This window comes from Vibrio sp. 1159, assembly GCF_033340395.1.
In the GTDB taxonomy this organism is placed as follows: domain Bacteria; phylum Pseudomonadota; class Gammaproteobacteria; order Enterobacterales; family Vibrionaceae; genus Vibrio; species Vibrio alginolyticus.
In genome coordinates this window covers 122815-145306 of the sequence record NZ_JAWOWL010000009.1, presented here as the reverse complement: position 1 = coordinate 145306, position 22492 = coordinate 122815, and the positions used below count along the sequence as shown (strand labels likewise).

Annotated in this window: 19 protein-coding genes; 10 read left to right on the top strand and 9 right to left on the bottom strand. The window is 41.1% G+C overall.

All coding sequences use genetic code 11. The features are described from left to right. Position 1 precedes the first annotated feature (1 nt). A complete protein-coding gene (locus R7127_RS09805; protein WP_318148388.1) occupies positions 2-373 on the top strand; it encodes a hypothetical protein in 372 nt (123 codons plus the stop codon). An 86-nt stretch (positions 374-459) separates the two neighbouring features. On the opposite strand, the gene R7127_RS09800 is transcribed toward R7127_RS09805, so the two are convergent. The 3 genes from R7127_RS09800 to R7127_RS09790 form a co-directional block, all read right to left on the bottom strand. Further along, positions 460-771, bottom strand: coding sequence for a superinfection immunity protein (locus R7127_RS09800; protein WP_153645782.1), 312 nt, complete (start codon positions 769-771; stop codon positions 460-462). A 123-nt stretch (positions 772-894) separates the two neighbouring features. Beyond that, the gene (locus R7127_RS09795; RefSeq protein WP_318148387.1) at positions 895-1470 is read right to left on the bottom strand and encodes a hypothetical protein; all 576 of its coding nucleotides are present in this window, start codon (positions 1468-1470) and stop codon (positions 895-897) included. 456 nt (positions 1471-1926) lie between these two features. Continuing rightward, positions 1927-3558, bottom strand: coding sequence for a tyrosine-type recombinase/integrase (locus tag R7127_RS09790; protein WP_318148386.1), 1632 nt, complete (start codon positions 3556-3558; stop codon positions 1927-1929). A gap of 515 nt (positions 3559-4073) precedes the next feature. Between R7127_RS09790 and R7127_RS09785 the strand changes: the two genes are divergently transcribed. Beyond that, positions 4074-5513 (top strand): FAD-dependent oxidoreductase, encoded by a 1440-nt coding sequence (locus tag R7127_RS09785; RefSeq protein ID WP_025767775.1) that lies wholly within the window; start codon positions 4074-4076, stop codon positions 5511-5513. Positions 5514-5541: 28 nt separating this feature from the next. Here the strand turns inward: R7127_RS09785 and R7127_RS09780 are convergent, their stop codons facing one another. Genes R7127_RS09780 through R7127_RS09770 form a run of 3 tightly spaced genes read right to left on the bottom strand, consistent with a single transcriptional unit; the run spans position 5542 to position 7912 of the window. Further along, a complete protein-coding gene (locus tag R7127_RS09780) occupies positions 5542-6477 on the bottom strand; it encodes a biotin-dependent carboxyltransferase family protein (RefSeq protein WP_005376316.1) in 936 nt (311 codons plus the stop codon). Beyond that, the gene (locus tag R7127_RS09775) at positions 6474-7157 is read right to left on the bottom strand and encodes a 5-oxoprolinase subunit B family protein (protein ID WP_318141793.1); all 684 of its coding nucleotides are present in this window, start codon (positions 7155-7157) and stop codon (positions 6474-6476) included. The genes R7127_RS09780 and R7127_RS09775 overlap by 4 nt, the downstream gene beginning before the upstream one ends. Continuing rightward, entirely contained in the window at positions 7157-7912 is a 756-nt protein-coding gene (locus R7127_RS09770) for a 5-oxoprolinase subunit PxpA (RefSeq protein ID WP_005386314.1), read from the bottom strand. Before R7127_RS09770 ends, R7127_RS09775 begins: the two co-directional genes overlap by 1 nt. A gap of 319 nt (positions 7913-8231) precedes the next feature. Between R7127_RS09770 and R7127_RS09765 the strand changes: the two genes are divergently transcribed. Continuing rightward, a complete protein-coding gene (locus R7127_RS09765; protein WP_085569032.1) occupies positions 8232-10190 on the top strand; it encodes a diguanylate cyclase domain-containing protein in 1959 nt (652 codons plus the stop codon). A 54-nt stretch (positions 10191-10244) separates the two neighbouring features. Beyond that, positions 10245-11261, top strand: a complete 1017-nt coding sequence (galE, locus tag R7127_RS09760) for a UDP-glucose 4-epimerase GalE (RefSeq protein ID WP_085569031.1) — start codon at positions 10245-10247, stop codon at positions 11259-11261. Positions 11262-11595: 334 nt separating this feature from the next. On the opposite strand, the gene R7127_RS09755 is transcribed toward galE, so the two are convergent. Further along, positions 11596-13734, bottom strand: coding sequence for a TonB-dependent hemoglobin/transferrin/lactoferrin family receptor (locus R7127_RS09755; protein WP_033907072.1), 2139 nt, complete (start codon positions 13732-13734; stop codon positions 11596-11598). 231 nt (positions 13735-13965) lie between these two features. Here R7127_RS09755 and R7127_RS09750 point away from each other — a divergent pair, with 231 nt between their 5' ends. After that, a complete protein-coding gene (locus R7127_RS09750) occupies positions 13966-14853 on the top strand; it encodes a LysR family transcriptional regulator (RefSeq protein ID WP_017634152.1) in 888 nt (295 codons plus the stop codon). Between the two features lie 77 nt (positions 14854-14930). Here R7127_RS09750 and R7127_RS09745 read toward each other — a convergent pair whose 3' ends face one another. Beyond that, complete coding sequence (locus R7127_RS09745) at positions 14931-17564, bottom strand: bifunctional acetate--CoA ligase family protein/GNAT family N-acetyltransferase (protein ID WP_085569030.1); 2634 nt, start codon at positions 17562-17564, stop codon at positions 14931-14933. 236 nt (positions 17565-17800) lie between these two features. Between R7127_RS09745 and R7127_RS09740 the strand changes: the two genes are divergently transcribed. The 4 genes from R7127_RS09740 to yciH all read left to right on the top strand — a co-directional run bounded on the left by R7127_RS09740 (position 17801) and on the right by yciH (position 20337). After that, positions 17801-18370 (top strand): SPOR domain-containing protein, encoded by a 570-nt coding sequence (locus R7127_RS09740; protein ID WP_005390018.1) that lies wholly within the window; start codon positions 17801-17803, stop codon positions 18368-18370. Between the two features lie 149 nt (positions 18371-18519). Further along, positions 18520-19509, top strand: a complete 990-nt coding sequence (locus R7127_RS09735) for a D-alanine--D-alanine ligase (RefSeq protein ID WP_085569029.1) — start codon at positions 18520-18522, stop codon at positions 19507-19509. Between the two features lie 128 nt (positions 19510-19637). Continuing rightward, positions 19638-20024 (top strand): DUF3319 domain-containing protein, encoded by a 387-nt coding sequence (locus R7127_RS09730; RefSeq protein WP_005376294.1) that lies wholly within the window; start codon positions 19638-19640, stop codon positions 20022-20024. A 1-nt stretch (position 20025) separates the two neighbouring features. After that, the gene (gene yciH, locus R7127_RS09725; RefSeq protein ID WP_005376292.1) at positions 20026-20337 is read left to right on the top strand and encodes a stress response translation initiation inhibitor YciH; all 312 of its coding nucleotides are present in this window, start codon (positions 20026-20028) and stop codon (positions 20335-20337) included. A 744-nt stretch (positions 20338-21081) separates the two neighbouring features. Here yciH and R7127_RS09720 read toward each other — a convergent pair. Beyond that, entirely contained in the window at positions 21082-21432 is a 351-nt protein-coding gene (locus R7127_RS09720) for a hypothetical protein (protein ID WP_064376838.1), read from the bottom strand. Between the two features lie 81 nt (positions 21433-21513). Here R7127_RS09720 and R7127_RS09715 point away from each other — a divergent pair, with 81 nt between their 5' ends. Then, a complete protein-coding gene (locus R7127_RS09715; RefSeq protein ID WP_025998628.1) occupies positions 21514-22353 on the top strand; it encodes a LysR family transcriptional regulator in 840 nt (279 codons plus the stop codon). The last annotated feature ends 139 nt before the right edge of the window (positions 22354-22492 follow it).

Genomic DNA, 22492 nt, shown 5'->3' with positions numbered 1-22492 from the left:
TATGCAAATTCGAATGATAGGTGAGCACATCTCATTGCTGTACAGGTATTTAACACACCTTGGTTACAGTGAAGAAGAGATCCAAGAGAAAGGGGTATACTGTCCATTAATCAGCCTAACCTCTACCGATACTTCAGAAGCTTTGTTTGGATTTCTTCTGACTGAGCATGAAACACTGTTTAGCGTTCTAAAAACTGGTGGGTTCAATCATTTGATTTTTGTACTACAGCAATTTGTTGAAAATACAAGCTTACATTTTTCGCCACCAACACAAGAAGAACTCACACAAGCGTTCAATGATGCTGTGAAGCTCTACAACAAAGAAAAGGTTGTTGGTTGTGAGATCATAATGGGTTTTGGAGACAGTAATTGAAGTCACACTTGGCATAATTAAAAAGGAGCTTAATTGCTCCTTTTTGCGCTGTAAGTAACGTTGTTACCTGATATTTGAGTGTGTACCTATTGCATTAATTCACTTTTTTTTGAATTGAACTCATCTTCAGAGATAACACCTTTTTCTTTCAGTGAATGTAGCTTTTCAATCTCATCAGCGATACTACCCGATATATTGGTTTTCTTCTCAGGGACTATGAAGCACCAGATTAGGGCGACTAGCCACCCAACACCCCAGAATAATCCGCCTAATACGTTAATAAGGATTATGGGAATTTTGTAAGGGTGATTTTTTCTGATAGAAATAATCGTTGGAAGAAAAGCCAGCGGTAGTAAAACTAAAATAATGAGTAATTGCCAAACGCTAACGCCACCCATATCAACACCTAATTAATAAGTTAAACTGAAGACATGATAACATAAGGTTTCATATCATATCTTGGTTGAGATCCTGTTTTTAATATCATGCAAAAATTTTAGTGAAGTACCTACACATGAGAATCATTGAAGTGTCACCACCCAGTTACCGCCTTTATCCTTAATGTGATAGGCGTAGTTGTGGTTGTTACACCACACGGAAAACCCTCTTGTAAATGACATTTCTACAATCCCCGATACGCTGTTGCATTTGTACCCGTACAAACCAATGATTTTAACAAGTTGATTTATTACTTCAGGGTTTTCTTTGATACCTTCTGGTACTCTAGCTCCTGATTCGAGGAGAGGGTGAGTAAAGGTATTTGCTTGTTCAGCGTTTTTTCTTACCCTACTGTTTTCCAGATTACTTATCCCAATGGTCATAGCGACTAATACTATTGAAACTAATACGAATACTGACCTAGCCTTAGCTTCCTTGGTTGGTTCTTCTTCGGTACTTTCAAGGCTGTTCCGGTCTTCCTGATGTGGAAGCGGTGTAAGCTCATAAGAATCACTTGCTAAATTGCTTTCTTCTTCTGTTTGTTCAGATTCTTGTTGAGGTGGTGAAACATTAACTTCCGTTGGACAACCACAGTTTATACATGCGCTTGCCTTATCGCTGTATTCCTTTCCACACTCTGTACACGTTATCAATGCCATCAACACATCCTAGATCATGCTCATCTAGTTACATATTTTAGTGCCTTAACCTTAAAGTAAGATTGCACTAGTTCAAAAAGTGTAGAAATTGCACTTATGGAAAAATTTCACAGAACTGTGTATTTATACAGTATTGGTATATTCTAGCATTTTGAGCAAGTGAGGATGTCAATATGAAGCTTACAGAGAACCATTTTACCAGACCGTTAAAATCTGCATTGCTCGTAGAGTACCGTTGTGAATGTGGTGAAGGTTTTTATCGTGTATCTCAAGACCACCCGATAACGAGACACAATCAGATCCCACACCTTTGTTCCAGCTGTAATCAATTAGTCTATTTTGCTGCGCCTTATCCCTTTGTAAGAATCAACAATGATCATGACTTTGTACACTGGCAAACGTTGAGAGGTGCAAACTTGAAAGGTAAATAAGGCGGCAACATAGCCGCCTGTAGTTCTACATGAATTCATAGCTTAAGCAATTGATACTCTCGGCTAATGATGGAACGTGTTCAACACCTCTATCTATATATCGTTGCTTCGTCCCTTGGTGGCTGTGCCCCATTAACCATTCAATGTGAAGCTCTGAAACACCACCAGAAGCCAAACCAGAAGCAAAGTTATGTCTAAAGCTGTAAAAGCTTAGTGGTAAGCCTTTGCTATCTTCTTTAGACATACTGAGAGATTGCATCAAACGATTAAAACGTTGTGTGATGCTTTGAGAGGTGTATATTTCACCACCTGCTTTAATATAATCGACCACACCGAATTCTTTTAACTTAGAGTGAATAGGTATGTAACGTTCAGCATTGACGGTTTTAGTCCCTCTTACATGTATGTAATCAACACCTTGTTCAGTCTTAATATCTTCTGGTTGAATGTTAGAGATTTCACTATTCCTCATCCCACTATACATTTGAAGAAGGATCGCTACTTTGAAACCATCTAAATCATTAGTCGTTGCAAAGGTATGAAAGTCATTCAACTGAGCTTTTGTAAATGAACCACGTTCACCACCTCCAACAAAGTCATTAAAGCGCATATCTTTCACTGGATTGTTATCTATCACAGCCAAACGCCAAAAGTGGTCAAAAAACAAATTAACAGCCGTTTTAATCCTACCTAGTGTTTTACCTACACGTTCACCTTCTGGAACATCACCTTGTTCTGCTGCTTCTATGCGCTCCTCAAGGGTCATCGACTTCCAAGGGTTGTGTTTGGTTAAAGGGAACTGACTATACAACCTGAAAGCTCTATCAATATCCTTACCGTTGATGTCGCCGATTGGTTTATCCTTCAACAAGTGCAGAATTAAACCTGATAGATAGTTAATCTTTTCATCTGAGGCTTTCTTACTAACAGGCTTGTTTTTCTTAATGTACAAGTTGCTCGATTTATCATGAATATATTGATCTAAGGCTTCTTTGAAAGTCGGTGTGGTTGGGGAATCTACTAACTCAGTTTGTGACGCTGTACCAATCTCAAAACTTTGTTTTAAAGCAGCTAGGTTGTTGTGAGCCGTAACTAGGTCATCATTGGCTAGAGCGTTAGCAATCGATTTTTTATATGTGTCGAGTAGTCCTAACTCTTGGGTAGGCTGTTCATAATGTTCTTCTAAACCACAATCGTTTTCATCTGCTTGAGGTAAATTCGAAGGACGGCGAAGCTTATCAACCTGTGATTCTCTAAAAGTAGGCACATGTTTGTAATGCTGGCTTAGATCTTCGCTTGCCATTCCTTCTGCATCTTCTACCTGCATATTGTGTAAGGTCGCGCCTATAGTCTGCTTGTAGTGAGCTTTGATAGCTGCCTTACCTTGAATTGAACGGGGATATAGAACGGCTGTAACAGCATCTAACGCAATCTCTATCTGGTCATCAACAATAGCTTTCAGTAGCTCTACAGACATCTTTCCCATTCTCCTTGCTTCGATTAATACATTTTCTACCATCTCTTGAGCAATCGGTAGTATATCGGTTTTAAGTGACTTCCTAAAAATTTTCCCTTCGCAACGGATAGAAATATAAAAAAATCTTCCTCTTTTTATTAGGTAATTTGAACCATTCGTGTATGACAAGACGTATGACATGTGTATATCATCCAGATAATCATGCTAACCTACCGGAAAGCACGTGTTTTACTTATCTGAGAACCCCGAATTGTGGATAGCTTTACCGCTTGCAACATTTGTTACGTTGGCACTTGTAGTGATGAGTTTGTTGAAAAGATTGTTAACGCCAGTAAACACTTAATCGCAGAGAGTGTTATCAAGTTTGGAACACTCCATGACACTTTTATTTTAGTTATCCACAAAAACAGTGGATAACTTTTGGGATAACTAAATGGGGTAAAAAGTGGGGTGTTTCTGCAGGCTTTGCGCCATGGGTCTTACAGTGAAATTCTTATTCACATAGACACAAAAAAGTGTCTTCTTAACCATGTCGTCAAGTACTTTTTCGCAAATTTTTTCTACTTTAATGCACTTTACAGGCGCTGTTGGATATTTCGCAAACCCATGAACTTTTTGTGATTTTAATCAAGTCCAAACACGAGTAGAATTCACCGTTAGTAAAGAATTTTCCTTATAAAATTTTTAGTGAAGCAATGAAGTCTGAGTTTCCAAGTTATAAAGATAAGCATATCGCTGTTGTTGGTGGCGGTGTAGCAGGTGCAACAGCAGCAATTCATTTTGCGGAGCTGGGTTTTAAAGTTTCCGTAATAGAGAAGGGCGTATCACTAGTAAATGGTCCACCCATTTGTCATTTGCATGCTGGTGGTAATTTATATCGAGAGATTTCCGAGCAACAGTGCTTAGACTTGTTAGCACAATCTATTGATACTGTTCGCCTGTATCCGCTTTCACTGAATATTCGTCCGACAATCATCGCGGTTCCTCATTCCGATGGTGGAGACCCATCCACACTAATTCCGCGATTAGAGGTTGTGAAAAGTGCTTATCAGACGCTCGTTGATAAAGATGAGAGTAATAAAGTGCTCGGCGAGCCAAGCAAATACTACAAACTGTATTCAAAAGCGGAGCTAGAAGCTCTCGCGCAACGTACTCAACCAAGTCATCCTACAAACTTCGATGAGTGGTGCATTCCTTTTGCTCAACATGCTGATCTTGAAGCGCTAAAGTATCCTGTTGTCGCAGTTCAAGAATATGGTTGGAGTGTTTTTCGCCTCGCCGCAATTGCCAACTTAACACTAGATACGCTTCCTAATGCTTCGGTCTTCACACAAGCAACGTTTAAGCAAGCCGATTGGATGGGGGAACACTGGCAACTTGGCTATGAACGTGAAGGTATCGATTACCTGATGACATGCGACTACTTGGTTAACGCGTGTGGCTTTGAAACAGGCTCAATTGACAACACAGTTGGTGCCAAGCGAGACAGGTTGGTGGAGTTTAAAGCCGCTTACGTTACGAGGTGGGCAGACTGTCAACAACAATGGCCAGAAGTTATTTTTCATGGCCCGCGTGGAACCGATAAAGGAATGGCTCAATTGACGCCTTATGGCGATGGTTACTTTCAACTTCATGGTATGACAAAAGGAATCACGCTGTTTGAAGATGGTTTAGTGGAGAGCACGAACTCATCTGCTCAACCTGAACTGCCTATGCCTTTACTCTCGAAGATCCGTAACGGCTGGAGAGAAGAAGTGTTAGAAGAGCGAACGAACAACGCCATCAAACACATGGCACAGTTCATTCCCGACTATCACTCTGCTGTAAAAGGAGGAAAAGCATTATTTGGCGCTCAGCAAATTCCCGGCACAGATCCAGTACTCAGAGCGGCAGATGTGACTTTTGAAGATAACCACTACGCGAGAATAGAGGTGGTAAAAGCGTCATCGACACTACTCGCAGCGCAAAAAATGCTTCAATTCTGGTTTGACATCGATCCTAACCAAAATGTGGAAACACAGCATCCGGTCGCTGTGAAGTGGTCTGAACAAGAGGTCGAGCAGTACGCGATTAAACTCACTCAAGAGCGAGGCTATCCACAAGCTTTAGCAGTGCGTTATGGTATGCCTGCATAATCGGCTGTGTTTGGGCTCAGTGGTTGTATTAATACCCAAAAAACTGAGCCCATTGGCACCATACTTCTTGCAAGCCTAGTCTATCTCCTTTCACAAAATTGACTTTTTGTCCGGGTTTCGCCTGTGCCAGTCTAGGTAAGTCAATACGAGCTACGCAGCCAAATTTAGGATACCCGCCAATAGTCTGGTGATCGTTGAGCAGCACAATAGGGTTACCATCGCTAGGTACTTGAATTGAACCTAATGCAATTCCCTCTGATAGGACGCCTTCGTAAGGTGGACGAATGTTATTGCCCTCAAGACGGTAGCCCATGCGATTCGAATTTGGGGAGATGATGAATGCTTTGTTATAAAATGCTTGGCGAGCGTCTTCATCAAAGTCCTCGTTCTGATAGCCTTCAATCACTCTCAGCTTAATGGGTAAGTTGTAATCTGGCTTAAAGCGAAACGTCATTTGCCTTGGTTTACGTTTCGGTAAGTTATGAGGGACAAAGGGAAGAATATCACCAGCTTTCAAAGCGCCACCATTTGAATCATAACCACCTAGAGATTCTCGCAAGACGGTCGATGCGCTTCCTAAGTGCTGAGCAACATTGAATCCACCTTTAACCGCTAGGTAGGAGCGAAGTCCATTCCTTGCGACTCCGAACTGAAGCTTCTGTCCTTTTTTCAACGTAAAGTCAGACCAATTTGAAATAGGTTCACCATCTATTTTCGCATTTAAGTCACCGCCACATATAGCAAGGTGGCAGTTATGCAATGCAATAAAACAAGCGTTACCCAGAGTAATTTCAATCGCAACGCAATTGACTACGTTACCAAGCAAATGGTTGGCCCAACTGTAAGCATAGTCGTCGACCGGGCCACCTTGAGTCACACCGACATGCGCTAAGCCAAAACGACCAAAGTCTTGAACTAAAGAGAGCGGTCCTGGCTTTTCCACCAGTAATCCACCGTAACTCATAGTACGCCTCCTAAATCGATAAACTCTTGTTTTGAAATAGCATTAAAGGTGACCTTGTCACCCACTTCAAACGGTATAAAAGGAGGAGAGTCGGAGAAGAGCGCAAGCGGGCTTTTACCAATAATGTTCCATCCGCCAGGACTATCTGATGGATAGACGGCCGTTTTAGAGTCTGCGATTCCTACACTTCCGGCCGGCACTTGAGTTCTTGGTGTGGCAAGCCTTGCCATGTGCAATTGAGTATCAACGTCCGAGAGAAATGCAAAGCCTGGAGCAAAGCCAATTGCAGAAACCGCGTACTCGGTTTTCGTATGCAGGGTAATAAGATCGTCTAATGACAGACCTCGCTTTTTAAAACGAGATAGATCTAACGCGGTTTCTTCAGAGTAATATACAGGGATAGTAATGTGATTCGGCTGGGAAAGCTTAAGTGATTGAGTATCAAACTGGCTCACGATTTGTTGCAGCTCATTGGCTAAGTTCTTTTCGTTGATTCGAAAAGGTAAGTAATCAATGAGAATAGTTTGATAGGAGGGGACAACGTTCATAACAATTGAAGCGAAAGTTTCTCTTATGCTGCGAGCAAGCTCTCCGACTGCATTTTCAGAAATACTCTCATCAAACTTAATGAAAATACTGCACTCGGAGATCAAAGAGATACTAAATTTCTCTTTATGCATTAATTTCCTCCAGCGTATAGGCTTTGGCGGATCTTTTGGATCAGCGCGATCGACTCTTCATTGTCACCATGAACACAAATTGTGTCGGCTTCCAATAATATGTAACCGCCTGAAGCGGTTTTGACACGCCCAGAGTCAGCTAAGGTCCGGACTTGCTCAAGTATCGCGTGCTCGCTTTTTAACACGGCATTGGGCTGTGTTCTAGGAGTCAGTAAGCCGTCATCTTGGTATAAACGATCTGCAAATGCTTCAAATAACAAGGGAACATCATAATCGTCTGCGATTTCTAAGTATTTTTCGTTTTCCTGTGAAGCTAGGATCATTAACGGTACTTTGAACAGTGCTGCCGCCTTTACTACCGCTCTAAATATCGCATCACTTTTCATCATGTCGTTGTATAGAGCACCATGAGGCTTTATGTAACTGATGTCTGTGTATTGCGCCCGGCATAATGCTTGTAAAGCACCAACCTGATATATAACCATGTTCGTAATTTCATCACCCGTCATGCTTATGCTTCGTCTGCCAAAGCCTTGTAGGTCGGCGTAACCTGGGTGTGCGCCAATATCAACATCGTTGTCATTCGCTAGGGTGATAGTGTCGTGCATGACATTAGGGTCGGAGGCATGAAAACCACACGCGATGTTCGCCATATCAACATGGGGCATCACGTCTTCATCTGCGCCCATACTCCAAGAGCCAAAGCTCTCGCCCATATCACAGTTCAATGTAAGTTGCTGTTTATTCAATGTCATACGTTTTATTTCTACACAAGCAATGGGGTTACGATGCAGGAAAATGCATCTAGGTTCAGTGACTCACTTCATTCTTCTATCATGAAAACGAGGCTTTTTGAGCAGATAGGTGACGAAAAAGATCACGTTAGTCCATAAAGATGTTGCCGTTATTTGAGTTGATCCGAATTTTGAGGTATTTCGTTTCTTTTCCATCCAATTTTTGAGAATTTAAGGTTATTTTGCATTAGCATCGTGTTAATCTTGTCGCCCTTCATGGGTGATAGATTGCATAATGGTTCTTCTGTCATTTTTGTGGTTGTCTGCGACAGGAATATATATGTCATTACGAGCGAAGCTTATTTGGCCTCTTCTGGTCTTTTTAACGGCTATCTTTGTTATCTCAAAAGGTTACACCTCGTATACTGTATACCAATCGTCTAAGCATGAACTGGTCGAGCAGACAAGAAAGCTGATTAACAATGTTTCTTTCTCAATTAAAGATGCGCTGACAACAAAGGACAAGCAAAAAGCTCAAACTATTCTCGCCAACTTTTTAAACCAGCCAAATGTAACGCGGGTCAAACTTTATGACCAAGATGACCAACCATTCGCTGTTATGGAGATAAGTGGGGCACTAGCACCCGTTCCAAGTCAAACCGAAAGAAGTAGGTTGCACGCTCTAGGCTATGCCTTATCAACCAAATTTCTTTATGTTCTAGAGCCGATTATCCATGATGGCTATGTCATTGGTAGCATGAGAGTTACGCTTTCTCATCGCCCAATTGTAGAAGCCATACAATCTTTACTTCAAGATGGCGCTTTACTTCTTCTGTTTCTGATCGCTGGTGGCACTGTTTTTTACATAAGTATCGAGAGGCTTGTTCTCAAGCCCGTTATGGAGCTTAGCCGCTTAATAGAGAATGTGACACACGGACGAAGCACGGAAAATCAAGCACGCTATTACGCCAACGATGAAATTGGAGAGCTCGCGAGATCTTTCAATCAAATGATGAATAGGTTAACAGTACGTGAGAAGCAGCGGCAACATTCGCTAGACACACTAGAACAAAAGCGCGCATTTTCAGAAGAGGTTATCGAATCTGTTCAGCATGCATTAGTTATTACCGACAATTCCGGACGTGTTATTCATTGTAATACGGCGACCCAGCAAATATTTCAAAAAAAATTAGATGAACTTAAATATGCCAATATTCGTGATCTAATTAAAACCAAAACACCGAATGAGCTGAGTCAGATCCTGAGTCGAGGCCTAGAGTGCGATGATATTCACCTCAAAAATGCAGATAACGAACAGCAGTTGAGCCTAACCAGTCGTCGCCTCTCGACACATGAATACTTACTGTTTTCGATTCAAGATATCACCGAAATTGAAGAAGCCATAAACCGGCAACGTGTTGCGGGGCGTGTTTTTGAAAGCAGCCAAGATGGTCTCATTGTTCTTAATCATCGCGGTGTCATTACGATGGCAAACCCTGCCGTCACTAAGTTAGTCGGCTTAGAGGTGGATCAGCTTATTGGGAAATCATTCATCCAAACGCTAAAGTGGCGCAAGTTACAGGAAATGATGCCTAGTATCATCGAGTCGATAGAAAATTATGGCGTTTGGCAAGGTGAAGTTATCGAGAAGAACCATATTGGTCAGTTTGTACCGATGTTTGCTCGAGTCAATCGTATCGTTAAGTGTGAAGACTATGGTTTCTATGATCTGGTTATTGTTCTTACCGACCTTTCCGGCGCAAAAGAGATGGAACGATTGGAGCATTTAGCTCATCACGATGCTTTAACGGGGTTAGCCAATCGATCTAAGTTCCATTTAGAGTTGGAACAACTAGTACAACGCTCTGGATACTTGCGTGACGAATTTGCAGTTTTGTACCTCGATCTGGATGGATTTAAAGAAGTTAACGATACCTACGGTCATGATGCAGGTGATGAAGTTTTGAAAAAAGTTTCCGAGCGTCTAACATCTGCGACGAGACATAGTGATTTAATCGCAAGACTTTCTGGTGATGAATTTGTCATGTTGGTAAATCCCGCCAATCAAAAAGTGGTCACCCGAATAGCAGAACAGTTGCTCGAGAGCATATGTGCTCCAATTGAGTACAAAGGTCACTTACTCAAAGTTGGCGTTAGTATCGGCGTAAAATTAGTCGGCGTAAATGAGCGCGATGCTACTCGAGTTTTAAAAAGTGCGGATACGGCAATGTATCAAGCAAAGAAAGCCGGAAAAGGCCAAGCAATATTAATGGGATGCGAATTACAAGAGACAGTTTAAATCGTAACGTCAAAGCTTTAAACTAACCCAATTCGCGTCAGAAGGAATAATAAAATGAAAGTACTCGTTACGGGTGGTATGGGCTATATCGGTAGTCATACGTGTATTCAAATGATCGAAGCTGGCATGACGCCAGTGATTCTAGACAACCTGTACAACAGTAAATCTACGGTATTAGATCGAATTGAAAAGGTATGTGGTGTAAAGCCAACCTTCATTAAAGCCGATATCAGAGATAAATTGGCGATGGTAGAAGCACTAAAGTCGCACAATATTGAAGCTGTTATCCATTTTGCAGGTTTAAAGGCCGTCGGTGAGTCTGTAGCAAAACCTCTAGAGTATTACGACAACAACGTTAATGGCACTTTAGTATTGGTTGATGCAATGCGCGAAGCCGGAGTTAAATCGTTGGTATTTAGTTCATCAGCGACTGTATACGGTGATCCTGCATCTGTACCCATCACTGAGGACTTTCCAACTAGCGCAACTAACCCATATGGTCGCAGCAAGTTAATGGTGGAAGAGTGTTTAACCGACTTCCAAAATGCGAACCCTGACTGGAGCATTACACTTCTTCGTTACTTTAACCCGGTAGGTTCACATCCAACAGGCGAGCTAGGTGAAGATCCTCAAGGTATTCCAAACAACTTAATGCCGTTTGTTTCTCAAGTTGCGGTAGGGCGCAGAGAGTTCCTTTCTGTGTTTGGTAGTGATTATCCGACCAAAGATGGCACAGGCGTACGTGATTATATTCATGTAATGGACTTATCTGATGGTCACGTTGCTGCATTAGAAAAAGTAGGTAGCAAAGCTGGCCTTCATATCTATAACCTCGGTACTGGTAACGGCTACAGTGTACTGGACATGGTGAAAGCGTTTGAAGCCGCAAGTGGTAAAGATGTCCCATACCAACTTGTTGAGCGTCGTCCAGGTGATATTGCAGAGTGTTGGGCGGATCCATCAAAAGCGATGAATGAGTTAGGTTGGAAAGCAACTCGCACTCTAGAAGAAATGACTGGCGATACATGGCGCTGGCAGTCTACTAACCCTCAAGGTTATCCAGATGTCTAATCTTTAATTTACATAATAGTAACAAAAAGGCGCGTGATTGCGTCTTTTTTGATCCAAATCGGAAAAAATCGTAAATTACTGGTTAAAAGGTAGCAAGTATATATAGAGCTGTTAAACTATGCCCGACTCTTAATTTGGGTTATAAATTTTCTCATAGCTATTGGGGTAGTTCATGGAACTCGGTCTGATCATCACTTTCATCATTGCAGCAGCAGTAATGGTGAAAAAAGAGATGGCAAAACAGTAAACTTTCATTTTTCATACTTTTCTTTACATTTTTGAAATGAAAGCCATAAAAAAGCCAGCATTAAGCTGGCTTTTGTGTTTTTAAGGTTTAGAACTCGTATTTAACACTAATGTTATAATTACGCTCAGCTTGCGTTTTGTCTCGACTTAACTCAGTCTTACCGCGAACATCGTTCCAAAGATGGTATTCTTCATTCGTTAGATTCATAACACCAGCACGAATGGTTATATCTTTCATTGGTTTGTAGTACGCCGTTAAGTCAACGACTGTCGCAGACGGCAAAGCAACTTGGTCTTTGATTCCGCCTTTATCACCATCAGAGTTGATATCACTGTTCGATTTCTTAGCCGTGTAGTTTACTTTTAGGCTTGTCCCCCAAAGTGCATTTGGTGAATCGTAATTTACAGCAGCTACGGCATTCCATGGGTTTACACTGTTCAAAGGATTACCATCACCATCTTCACCTTCTGTGTATGCTGCAACAAAGCGAGTTGTCACGCCTGATGGAAGACCAGCAATGGCATGCCAATCAAGACGGTTAGAGAGCTCAACCCCTTTAATGTTTGCTTCACTAATATTGATATTTGTGAATTCAGTTAAACCACCATTGTTTGATGACGTTTGCTCAATAAAGTCACTGTAATCACTGTAGTAGAACGCTACTTCAGTTGCCGACGCTGCAGTGTTATGACGGTAACCAAGCTCATAAGACAAACTCTTTTCAGATCCCAAATTTGGGTTAGGGCGGTTGGTATAGCCATGAGCCGGATTATCGTAGGTGTAGTAAAGCTCGTCGAACGATGGCGCTCGGAACCCTTGGCTCACTTGCGCGAAGATCGTGCCTGGTTGCGATATAGAGTAAGTTGCTCCTAAACGACCAGTTAATGCAGAGTCGCTAAACTTCTCGAATGACTCTTCAGAAGTATTTGAAGGATTAGTAGAGAAGTAATCGTAACGCACACCTGGAGTCAGAATTAGCTTGTCATTAAGAAGCGAAATTTCATCTTGCAAGAATAAACCAAAGCTTTCTTCTTTTGCATCCGGTGTGTAAACGTAAACAGTATCTGGCGTGCCAGGATCGGAATTAAACTCGCGATTGGTATTACTGATGTCACTATGTTTGTACGATATTCCGTAAACAATATAGTGATTTTGAATCTCTTTATCTAACTGAGTTTCGAATTCAAATTTGTCTTCAGTATATTCGTAATCTTTTTTCTGTTGGTTGTCACCACTAGGCGGTACGTAAGGTGGGTAACCAGGGCTAGCTTCGATAAAGCGATTAGAGACGCCGTTTTCTTCTTTACCAATCCATGTAAGCTTGGACGTGATCGTATCCGAGATAGCTGCATCTGCAAACCAAATGTGCTTGAGCCCAATGCGATTTTGCTTGGTTGTGTCTTCAGCGTTGAAGTTTTTGTAACTTTTATGTGCGATCTCTGAGTCAGTCTCGTTGTAAATAACTTCTCCCAAAAACTCCAAGCGATGAGCGTCATTCAATTGAGATTGAAGTTTTACCAATAGATCGTTTTTGTAATAATCTTGGTTGTCCACAGAATAGTTATCGTAAGGCGCCTTAGAGAAATTTTGTAGCTCTGCACCATCACGGCGTGTAAAGGCTACAAGTGCTTCTGTACTACCGAAACGCTTTGCTAAAGCTACATGCTCACTAAAAGAGTTATCTTCCGATGAATAAGAGAGTTTAGCTTGACCACCAAAGTCTTTGCCATCTTTGAGGAAATCCTTCGGATCTTTTGTTTCGAATGCGACAACACCGCCAATTGCATCACTACCATGTAGGCTAGAAGCTGCTCCTTTAACAATTTCGACACTCTTTAGCATATCGGGGTCGACAGTAACGGCACTAGAATTGATAAACGAATATGGTCCACCGCTGAATACACCTGGTTGAGATGCACCGTCTACTAAGATTTTAACTCGTTTACCTTCCATCCCGCGAATGTTAATACTTTGGACGCCTTGGCGTTGAGTGCCATTAACAGTAACACCTGGCGTATACTCGAATAGATCATTCAAGTCCTTTACCATGTTTTCTTCGATGTCTTTCTCTGATACAACAGCAACAGAAGCAGCAACAGTGTTTATGGTTTGGTTGGTACGGGTGGCCGACACAACGACTTCTTCAAACTTAGAAGCTTCTTCCGCATAAGCAGTATGGGAAAGGGCAACTAAAATGGAGGCTGACAAAATTGATTTTTTATACATTGGCTTCAATACCTTAGATCCATAATAGGTAACAACACGCGGATATTAATGGATCTAAATGGTAATTACTATCATTACCATTGTCATTTATTGATTTGTATTGAATCTTCTTCTTAGGCTATTAGCATTCCTAGTCTTTAGTTATCAATATGTTATATAATTTGTCGTTAGTTCTTGATAAGTTCATCCAAATACAACGAATGTGATAAATGTCACATTAAGAGAGGCCATGTGCAGAGTCCAATTACGTTAGAAGCACTCCATATTCTAGATGCTATTGATCGAAGAGGGAGTTTTGCTGCTGCTGCGAATGAGTTAGACAGAGCCCCGTCATCGCTGAGCTATCAAATCCAGAAACTCGAGCAAGATTTAGACATTATTATCTTCGATCGCTCTGGTCACAAAGCCCATTTTACTGAAGCAGGTAAGCTTATTCTTGAAAGAGGAAGAGCCATTTTACAAGCCAGTGAAAAGTTAGTGAACGATGCAACGTTATTGGCGAATGGTTGGGAACTGGATATTACCATTGCCTTTGATGGCATTATTCCTATATCCAATTTTTTCCCGATGGTTGATGCGTTGGCCGAGGTCAGCTCAACTCGAGTCAGGCTGCAAGAGGAGATTCTGGCTGGTAGCTGGGAGTCTTTGAATACGGGGAGAGCTGATTTACTGATTTGCCCATCACTGGATACGCTTCCTCAAGAAGTTAAGTCAGAAAAAATTGGTAAAATGAGTATGTATTGGGTAGCTTCCGCTGATCACTATGTTCACAAGCGTAGTGGTAAGTTTGATGAAGCAGCGCGAGAAAAGTATCGGATTATTGCTATTGCAGATACCGCACGTGAGCAACCCGCGCTCTCAATTAATATCATTCAAAAACAACCTCGCTTGACCGTCACCAACTTTACGGCAAAAGTAGAAGCGCTAACTGCAGGTTTAGGCATTGGTACATTACCAAGCCAAATTGCACAACCTCTTATTGATAGTGGTGTATTGAAACGAATCGAAGGCACTGAAGAACAGCCGATGGATATTATTTTGGCATGGCGCCGGAACACTATGGGTGAGGCAAAATCCTGGTGTATTCAGTACTTAAAAAAGAATTGGAAACTAAAGTAACAACGTAACTTTTACTTCTTAGATTCCCATTGATTATCGAATGTAAGAAGTAAAAGTCATCGCTAATGCTGCGCTTTTCAATTTAAAGGGAGCACCATATCTGCCGTACCGTCTGCAAACTGGACATCGATCTCAAACCCCAAGTTCTGAGCCAACATCAACATTCCTCTGTTTGTTGGCATGGTCATTCCAGACATTTGCTTTGTGCCTTTAATTTTGCAATAGCTGATTATTTTCTGCATCAGCACTTTGCCTAAACCTTTTCCTTTCAAATCTGAACGAACCAAAATAGCAAACTCAGCGTCACTATTGTCTGGTGTAATCAATGCGCGGGCTACCCCTATGATAGACGGTCCGTCAGTATTAAACGCTACCGCAACAAACGCCATTTCGCGGTCGTAGTCGATTTGAGTAAAGTTTGCCAAAGCCTCATGGTTGAACTCTCCAACTTCAGAAAAGAAACGCTTATAGAGATCTTCTTTCGATACGCTATTAATGAATTGAGCATGCAGCGGCTCATCCTCAGGCAAGATAGGGCGAAGCAGGATAGGTTGGCCATCTCGAAGCGTCACCGTTTCGACAAACTCTGCCGGGAAAGGGCGAATCGCTAGCCGTTTTTGGGCGTCTCCTTCGTACTTACACAGTGTGACATCTGCATCAAGGATAGTTAAATCGCTTCCGGACACCAGTACTGGATGGATATCCAGTTTTTGTATTTCTGGTAACTCAACTGCCATTTGGGAGATACGAACCAAGAACTTCGACAACTCAGTAATATCGAGCGCATCTTTGTGTTTCTGCAGGCGAATCTTTCCAGACTTTAGGGCAACAACGACAAGGTAGCGCGCAAGCGTCATGTTCAAAGGAGGAAGTGCAGCGACGGCATCTTGGGCGATATTCCACTCAGAGCCGCCTTGACCAAGCAAGATCACTGGTCCAAAGACTTTATCTACTGCAATACTAATCCGTAGCTCTTCAGCGCTGCCGAGCTTTGCCATCCCTTGTACTAACAGCCCATGTACATTGGCGGAAGGGTAACTGAGCTTTACGGTATCTAAAATGGATAGCGCTGCGTTGGAAACTTCTCGACTGTTTCTTAAATTTAGAGCAACACCGTGAACATCCGATTTATGAGGAATGTCTGGAGAACGCAATTTAACCGCAACAGGATATCCAATATTTTCTGCCATATGAACGGCTTCAATGTCGTCAGATGCAATCCACGTAGGCAAAACGTTAAACCCGAACAGCTTAAATAATGGGCTGGTTTGATGCGTATCCAAGGTGACTGTGTTTTTATCCAGTAGTCGTTCGTTTACCCATTCTTTTGCTGAACTCACACTTCCAGAATGTAATGGCTCTGCCGTCGTTGGCGTTTCCATTAGTTGTTTCTGGTTTCGTCTGTATTCGACCAAGTGCATGTATGCTACAACCGCACTTTCAGGTGTTCTATAGGTTGGAATGCCTGCTTGAGTAAAGGCCAGTCGCGCTTCTCTCGACGTTTGTTCTCCTGACCAGTTGGTCAAGATATTAAAATGCTTATGCCGAGGGTGAGATTTGATGGCATTAATAACGACTTGAGCAGTTTCAAGAGGATCAGAAACAGCAGAAGGACTATGCATAATCAATATCGCATCTGCACAGTCGTTATTCATCAGTGCGTTAATGGTATCAATATAGCGTTTTTGGGTTGCGTCACCAGACAGATCAATTGGATTTCGAGCACGCCAGTTGGATGGAAGTACTGCTTGTAATTGCTCAATGGAAGCGTCATCAAGCGTTGCGAGTTGGCCACCACGTTCAATCAAAGTATCAACGGACATAACAGCAGGGCCGCCGCCATTGGTGATGATCGCTAAACGCTCTCCACGAAGTGGCACAGAATGCGTGAGTGTTTCTACCGCGGCAAAAAGCTCATGCGTATTGCTGACTCGTAACATACCAGTTCTGCGAATAGCAGAATCGTAAATTACGTCAAGTGTATCTCCGTCTTGCTGCTCAAAAGTATTCATCTCTTTAGAGCGGCCCGCTTTTAGCACCAATATACGTCGGTTACGTGAAGCGGCGCGCGCAGCAGACATAAATCGGCGAGCGTCTTGGATATTATCAACATAAAGCAGAATAGCTTCAGTGTTTCCATCCATACTCAAATAGTCGAGCAAATCTGCAAAATCGATATCTTGTCCGCGCCCAATCGAAATGAACGAAGAAAAACCAATGTTCTTATCATTTGCCCAGTCTAAAACCGTGGTACAAACCGCCGCGGATTGTGAGATGAAAGCAATTTTTCCGGGTTTAGCTGCAACAGGGGAAAACGTGCAGTTAAAATTGTGCCAAGGAAGGATGATACCTAAGCTGTTTGGGCCTAAGACTCGAATGTTCAATGATGAGATATCTAAAGGATTAGGGTCATCAGAGATAACAATCGCAAACGGTGTGCCTCTCTCATCTAGCTCTTTAAGCAATTGCTCGTTACGTGAAACGTTCGTACACAAAATTGCAATATCTGGCGTATAGGGCAGGGAAGCTACATCAGGGTAAGCGATCACGCCAGATACGGCTTTATATCGCGGCGTTACTGGCATAATCGCGCCACCAAATCCACTTTGTAGAAGGTTGCGCATCACAACATGTCCTGCTCGCAATGCTTTTTGAGATGCCCCAATAACGGCCACAGAGTTGGGTTTAAAGAGTTTATGTAGTTTATTCATGCTGACTCCTGGCCGTTTGTAAGTCACGTTGGCTTCTCGGTTTCATATCAATCATAAACGAATAATTTACTGATAAAACATCTTCAGACCAGACATTGCAGAAAATGTGTACGATGCTTATGGAGTTTGTGTTATTCATCACATCAAAATCACAGATTATTGTATTTGATGCTTGATAAACGGCCCTGCTATCGGCATGATTTATCGTAATATTTATCCAGAGCATTTGTTACTTCATGAAAAAAATCGCAATCATCGGCTTGTCAGTTCTGCTTTCTGCTTGTGCATCTGAAACTTACATCACGGATGTGACCTCAGAAAGTTACCGAGAGGACTACAAATCAGATCGTATCTCTAAACCAATTATGGCGTCTGAAAACGCTGTAGTAGAAAAAGACGTACAACCAACTGTTGTGAAAATGACGGCAAAGCCTGAAGAAAAGAAAGTAGTCAAGCTAACGCCAAAAGAGCAGGCGAAGCCAGTTAAGATCGTACCACCAAGTAAAAAGCAAGCTGGCATTCAACGATTCGGCTATACCATTCAAGTCGCAGCTGTGGGTAGCCAAGCTAAAGTCGATCAGTTTGCAAATAAGCTGCCACAGAACGGTCAGCCAATTTGGGAAAACTACAAAGTTGTAAACGGTACTAAGTGGTTCTCAGTTTTATACGGAGACTACGCAACAAGCGCAGAAGCCAAGCAAGCGATTTCGACTTTGCCAGCTCAATTTCAGCAGTTAAGACCATTTGTTAAAAGCATTGATGCAATCAAAAACTCAGCTTACCCAACGCTTAACAAATTAAATTAACACATCAAATAAGGGAGCGAATAGCTCCCTTATTTATTTGCTCAAATCCTATTCGAACAACATTCCTCACATTAAAATTACTGTACGTCACACTTCAAAGGTTTATCATAATAAATAGTATCTTTTGTAGGTCACGGAAAGATGGATTCATGATTAAAAATATTCTTTTACTATGCGGCGGTGGCTCTTCTGAGCACGAGATTTCATTATTGTCTGCAAACTTTGTCGAACAACAACTAAATCTTATTGAAGACGTTCACGTTACACGCGTAGAAATAAAAAACGAAGGTTGGATGACCAACCAAGGTGAGTTGGTTTACTTGGATCTCAATACCAAGCAGTTGTGCTCAAGTGGATCTAATCAAACCATTGATTTCATCGTGCCTTGTATACATGGTTTTCCTGGCGAAACAGGCGACATTCAATCTCTGTTTGAAATCGCAGGTATTCCTTATCTTGGCTGCGGGCCAGAAGCGAGTAGCAATAGTTTCAATAAAATCACATCTAAGCTTTGGTACGACGCTATCGGCATACCCAATACGCCATACTTATTCTTAACGCGAAACGATGAAGAAGCTCACGCTCAAGCTCATAAAGCCTTTGAAAAATGGGGGAAAGTTTTTGTTAAAGCCGCTCGTCAAGGCTCTTCCGTTGGCTGTTACAGTGTCACAGCAAAAGACAAACTTTCTAATGCAGTAAATGATGCTTTTGGGTTTTCTGACCAAGTGTTGGTTGAGAAAGCAGTAAAACCTCGAGAACTTGAAGTTGCTGTATATGAGATGAATGGCCAACTACATATCACTAAGCCAGGCGAGGTCATCGCGCCTGATGGTGCTTTTTACTCTTACGATGAAAAGTACAGCAGTTCAAGTCACTCGCTCACAGAAGTTGAGGCGAAGAATCTAACTCAAGTACAATTAGATTCCATCCAACATGCGTCAGAGACGGTATTTAAACAAATGAATCTTCGTCATTTATCTCGTATCGACTTTTTCCTAACGGAAGATGATGAGATTTACTTAAACGAAGTAAACACATTTCCAGGAATGACTCCAATCTCAATGTTCCCTAAAATGCTTCAAAACAACGGGCACAAATTTCATGAGTTCTTGGAAGATTGTATAAACAGTGCAAAGTGATTAACGTTATCGAGACGCGTTTTATGATACAAGTTGTTTTCTAGAGCAAGGATTATTCAAGCCGTATTTGAATATTGCTCAGTAGCAATTATGATTATATCAACGCATTAAACAGATGACTCAGTGGTATGGCGATTTCAAATTATAGAGGTTTTAACCTGCAGTCAGTCGGATCAGATGGCAGTGTTTGGAAGGTTAAAATCAAGAACCACGTTTTACAGGGCAGTTTGACGGCGGTAAAGAAAAGCATTGATTGGTGGTGCGACACCGCATCGATTATTGATCCCAAAGAGTTTGCTTCACTCGGACAAAGAGTGCAGCAAACTGGTGTTGCAAAATCAGAGGTCTTTAACGGCTATACTATTCAAAACGATACAGGCCAACCTAACTCTTGGTACTGTATGTTTAATGGTAAACTGATTAAGGGCAGCAAAGCCGCTATTCAACGCCATATCGAAGCTTATTTGGTTGCAAAGCAAAAAGCGATGCAAGCTCAACAACAAAAGAAACAATAGAATGACTCTGGTATATTCAACAGAAACCGGTCGAATTAAACCGGAAGAAGAAAAAGTATCTCGCCCTAAAGGCGATGGTGTTGTTCGGATTCAGCGCCAAACGAAAGGCCGTAAAGGTAAAGGCGTATGCATTGTTACAGGTTTAGACTTGGATGATGCACCTTTAAAGTTATTAGCGGCAGAACTCAAAAAAGTCTGTGGCTGTGGTGGCTCTGTAAAAGATGGCAATATCGAGATTCAAGGTGATGCTAGAGACAAGATCAAGGCACATCTTGAAAAGAAAGGCATGACAGTCAAATTAGCCGGTGGCTAATTTAATATTTCCAGTAAACAAAAATGGCGTCTAAAGAAATAGACGCCATTTTTATAAGTTGCTAATTGAAGAGCAAGCAATCGTAGATTGATAGATTGATATTAGCTATTTTATGGTAAATAGATTATGGTTAAATTAGAAAAACAGCTTTCAGGGCATTATATGTACAAATATACGCTCATAGATTTTGCCAAGAAAGTAAGAGGGGTTATAAAGTTAACGTTCTAATTTATCTAGCCTTAGGGTAAGTACGTGTACAGAATACTAATCATTGTGAATTTAACATAACACATATAATGCGAACTTAAGAGTTAGAAGATTAGCATTGGTGAAGTCAGTTTAGTTACACCGTATTTGGCTTTTGCTTCCTTGCAAGCTTCATCAGCTGTCTTGTATGGGCCATGAACTTCGATTCCACCACAGCGACCACTTGAACTGTATCTTTGGTTACGTCCGACACCATGCACGTTGGTTTTGCATCTTGCTCATTCAATATGAGTCAACATGGATACGCGTTTGCTTAACCCTAACGTGTAAGTACTAGATTATCTTTATAGGAACAAGGAATCTAACAGATGTAAACTCTCTACTTTTCAATCTATACCTAGATCTTTCTTCATATGTTCACTCAACTCGTTAGTGGTTCTTACATTAATCTTATGTTTGCAATGATGGATTCTCAACTCTTCACCAAATAATTTTACTAGTGATTTGGTATACAAAGTACTAATATTATTTATTATTCTATACAATGTATCTTTCTGATAAACAGATCTTTTCGAATTTTGTATTGCAGTCTTCATATTTTAATATCCTTACACGTTTAACTTTATAATTTAAAAAATCAATTTCAACTTTTATTATTACTTTTTTCGATATGTAATGAGTCATTATCAATGATGCACAATCAACAATTAAATCACCCGAATCCAACTTAGTAATTTCACGAGACAAATTCTTTATTTTTAAATCTTTATTTTCTATATTTAATCCGATTGAGTTAATTTCTTCAGGATATCGGTTTAACTTAATATCCAATATGATTTTATTAAGATAGTAGTCTGCCTTTATTTCATGGCGGCTTTTAAATATCATTGTCCCCCTCCGATGAAGCAAGTTATACTTTCCCACCAGTTAAAAGACAACGTGACTCAGAGTTGCAAAAAGGTAACAATCATGGAATTGATGAACAATGAGTTGATCTGCTTTGCAGCCATTTGTAAACACCTCTCTCTTACAGAGGCATCAAAAGAACTTGGAAAGTCGAAAGCTCAAGTCAGCAGGCAGCTAGCAGCATTAGAAAAACAACTTGGTGTAACACTCGTCCACAGGACAACAAGGAAACTCGTTTTAACTGATCATGGCGAAAGCATTAGAGAGCTTGCTATCAAGACGTTAGAGAGTTTGCACGAGTTAAATTACAGAGCTAGCTCGTTGAGTGAATGCATTGATGGAAAGTTTAAAATCACAATGCCCAACTCTATAGCCTCTTCTATTTTTGGTTCTGTTCTTAAAGACTTACAAGAACGATATCCAAAAGTTGATTTTGAAATATCGTCAAGTAACAATGTAGAAAATTTATTAGAAAGCAATGTAGATTTAGCGATTAGGCTTAATAATGTTATTGATGACACTCTTATTGCACATAAAATTGGTGATTATAGTGATGTTTTGATATCTAGGGTAAGTAATGCCAACAACAAAACACTATTAATCTACAAACATCATTCGAATAAGGAATCAATTAAAAATCAATATACTGATGTTATCGAAGTTGATAACACCTCTATTTTAATAAACTTTGTTTCTGAGGGAGTTGGGGTTGGTGTCATTCCAAACTATCTTATTAAAAGTAACTATATAGACAAAAACATCCGAATATCGCAAACTTTTGATATAGAACGTTCCATGTATATTGCCTACCCTTATCAAAACCCTTTGCCAAGAAAGCTAGCTGAGATATCTACTTTTATTAGGTCTGAGTTATCACAAGTATTGAAGAGTGAGTCATTTTAGGGCGGTTGTTCAGATTTAGAATTTTGCGTTGTCTACTCAACTAGGCCTAACGCTAATCTTTGTAACATATTGTTTCAGCGGTATTTATTAACACCCCCATCTTTATGCTTGCTATCACAATGTGAAATGCTCCGCCGTC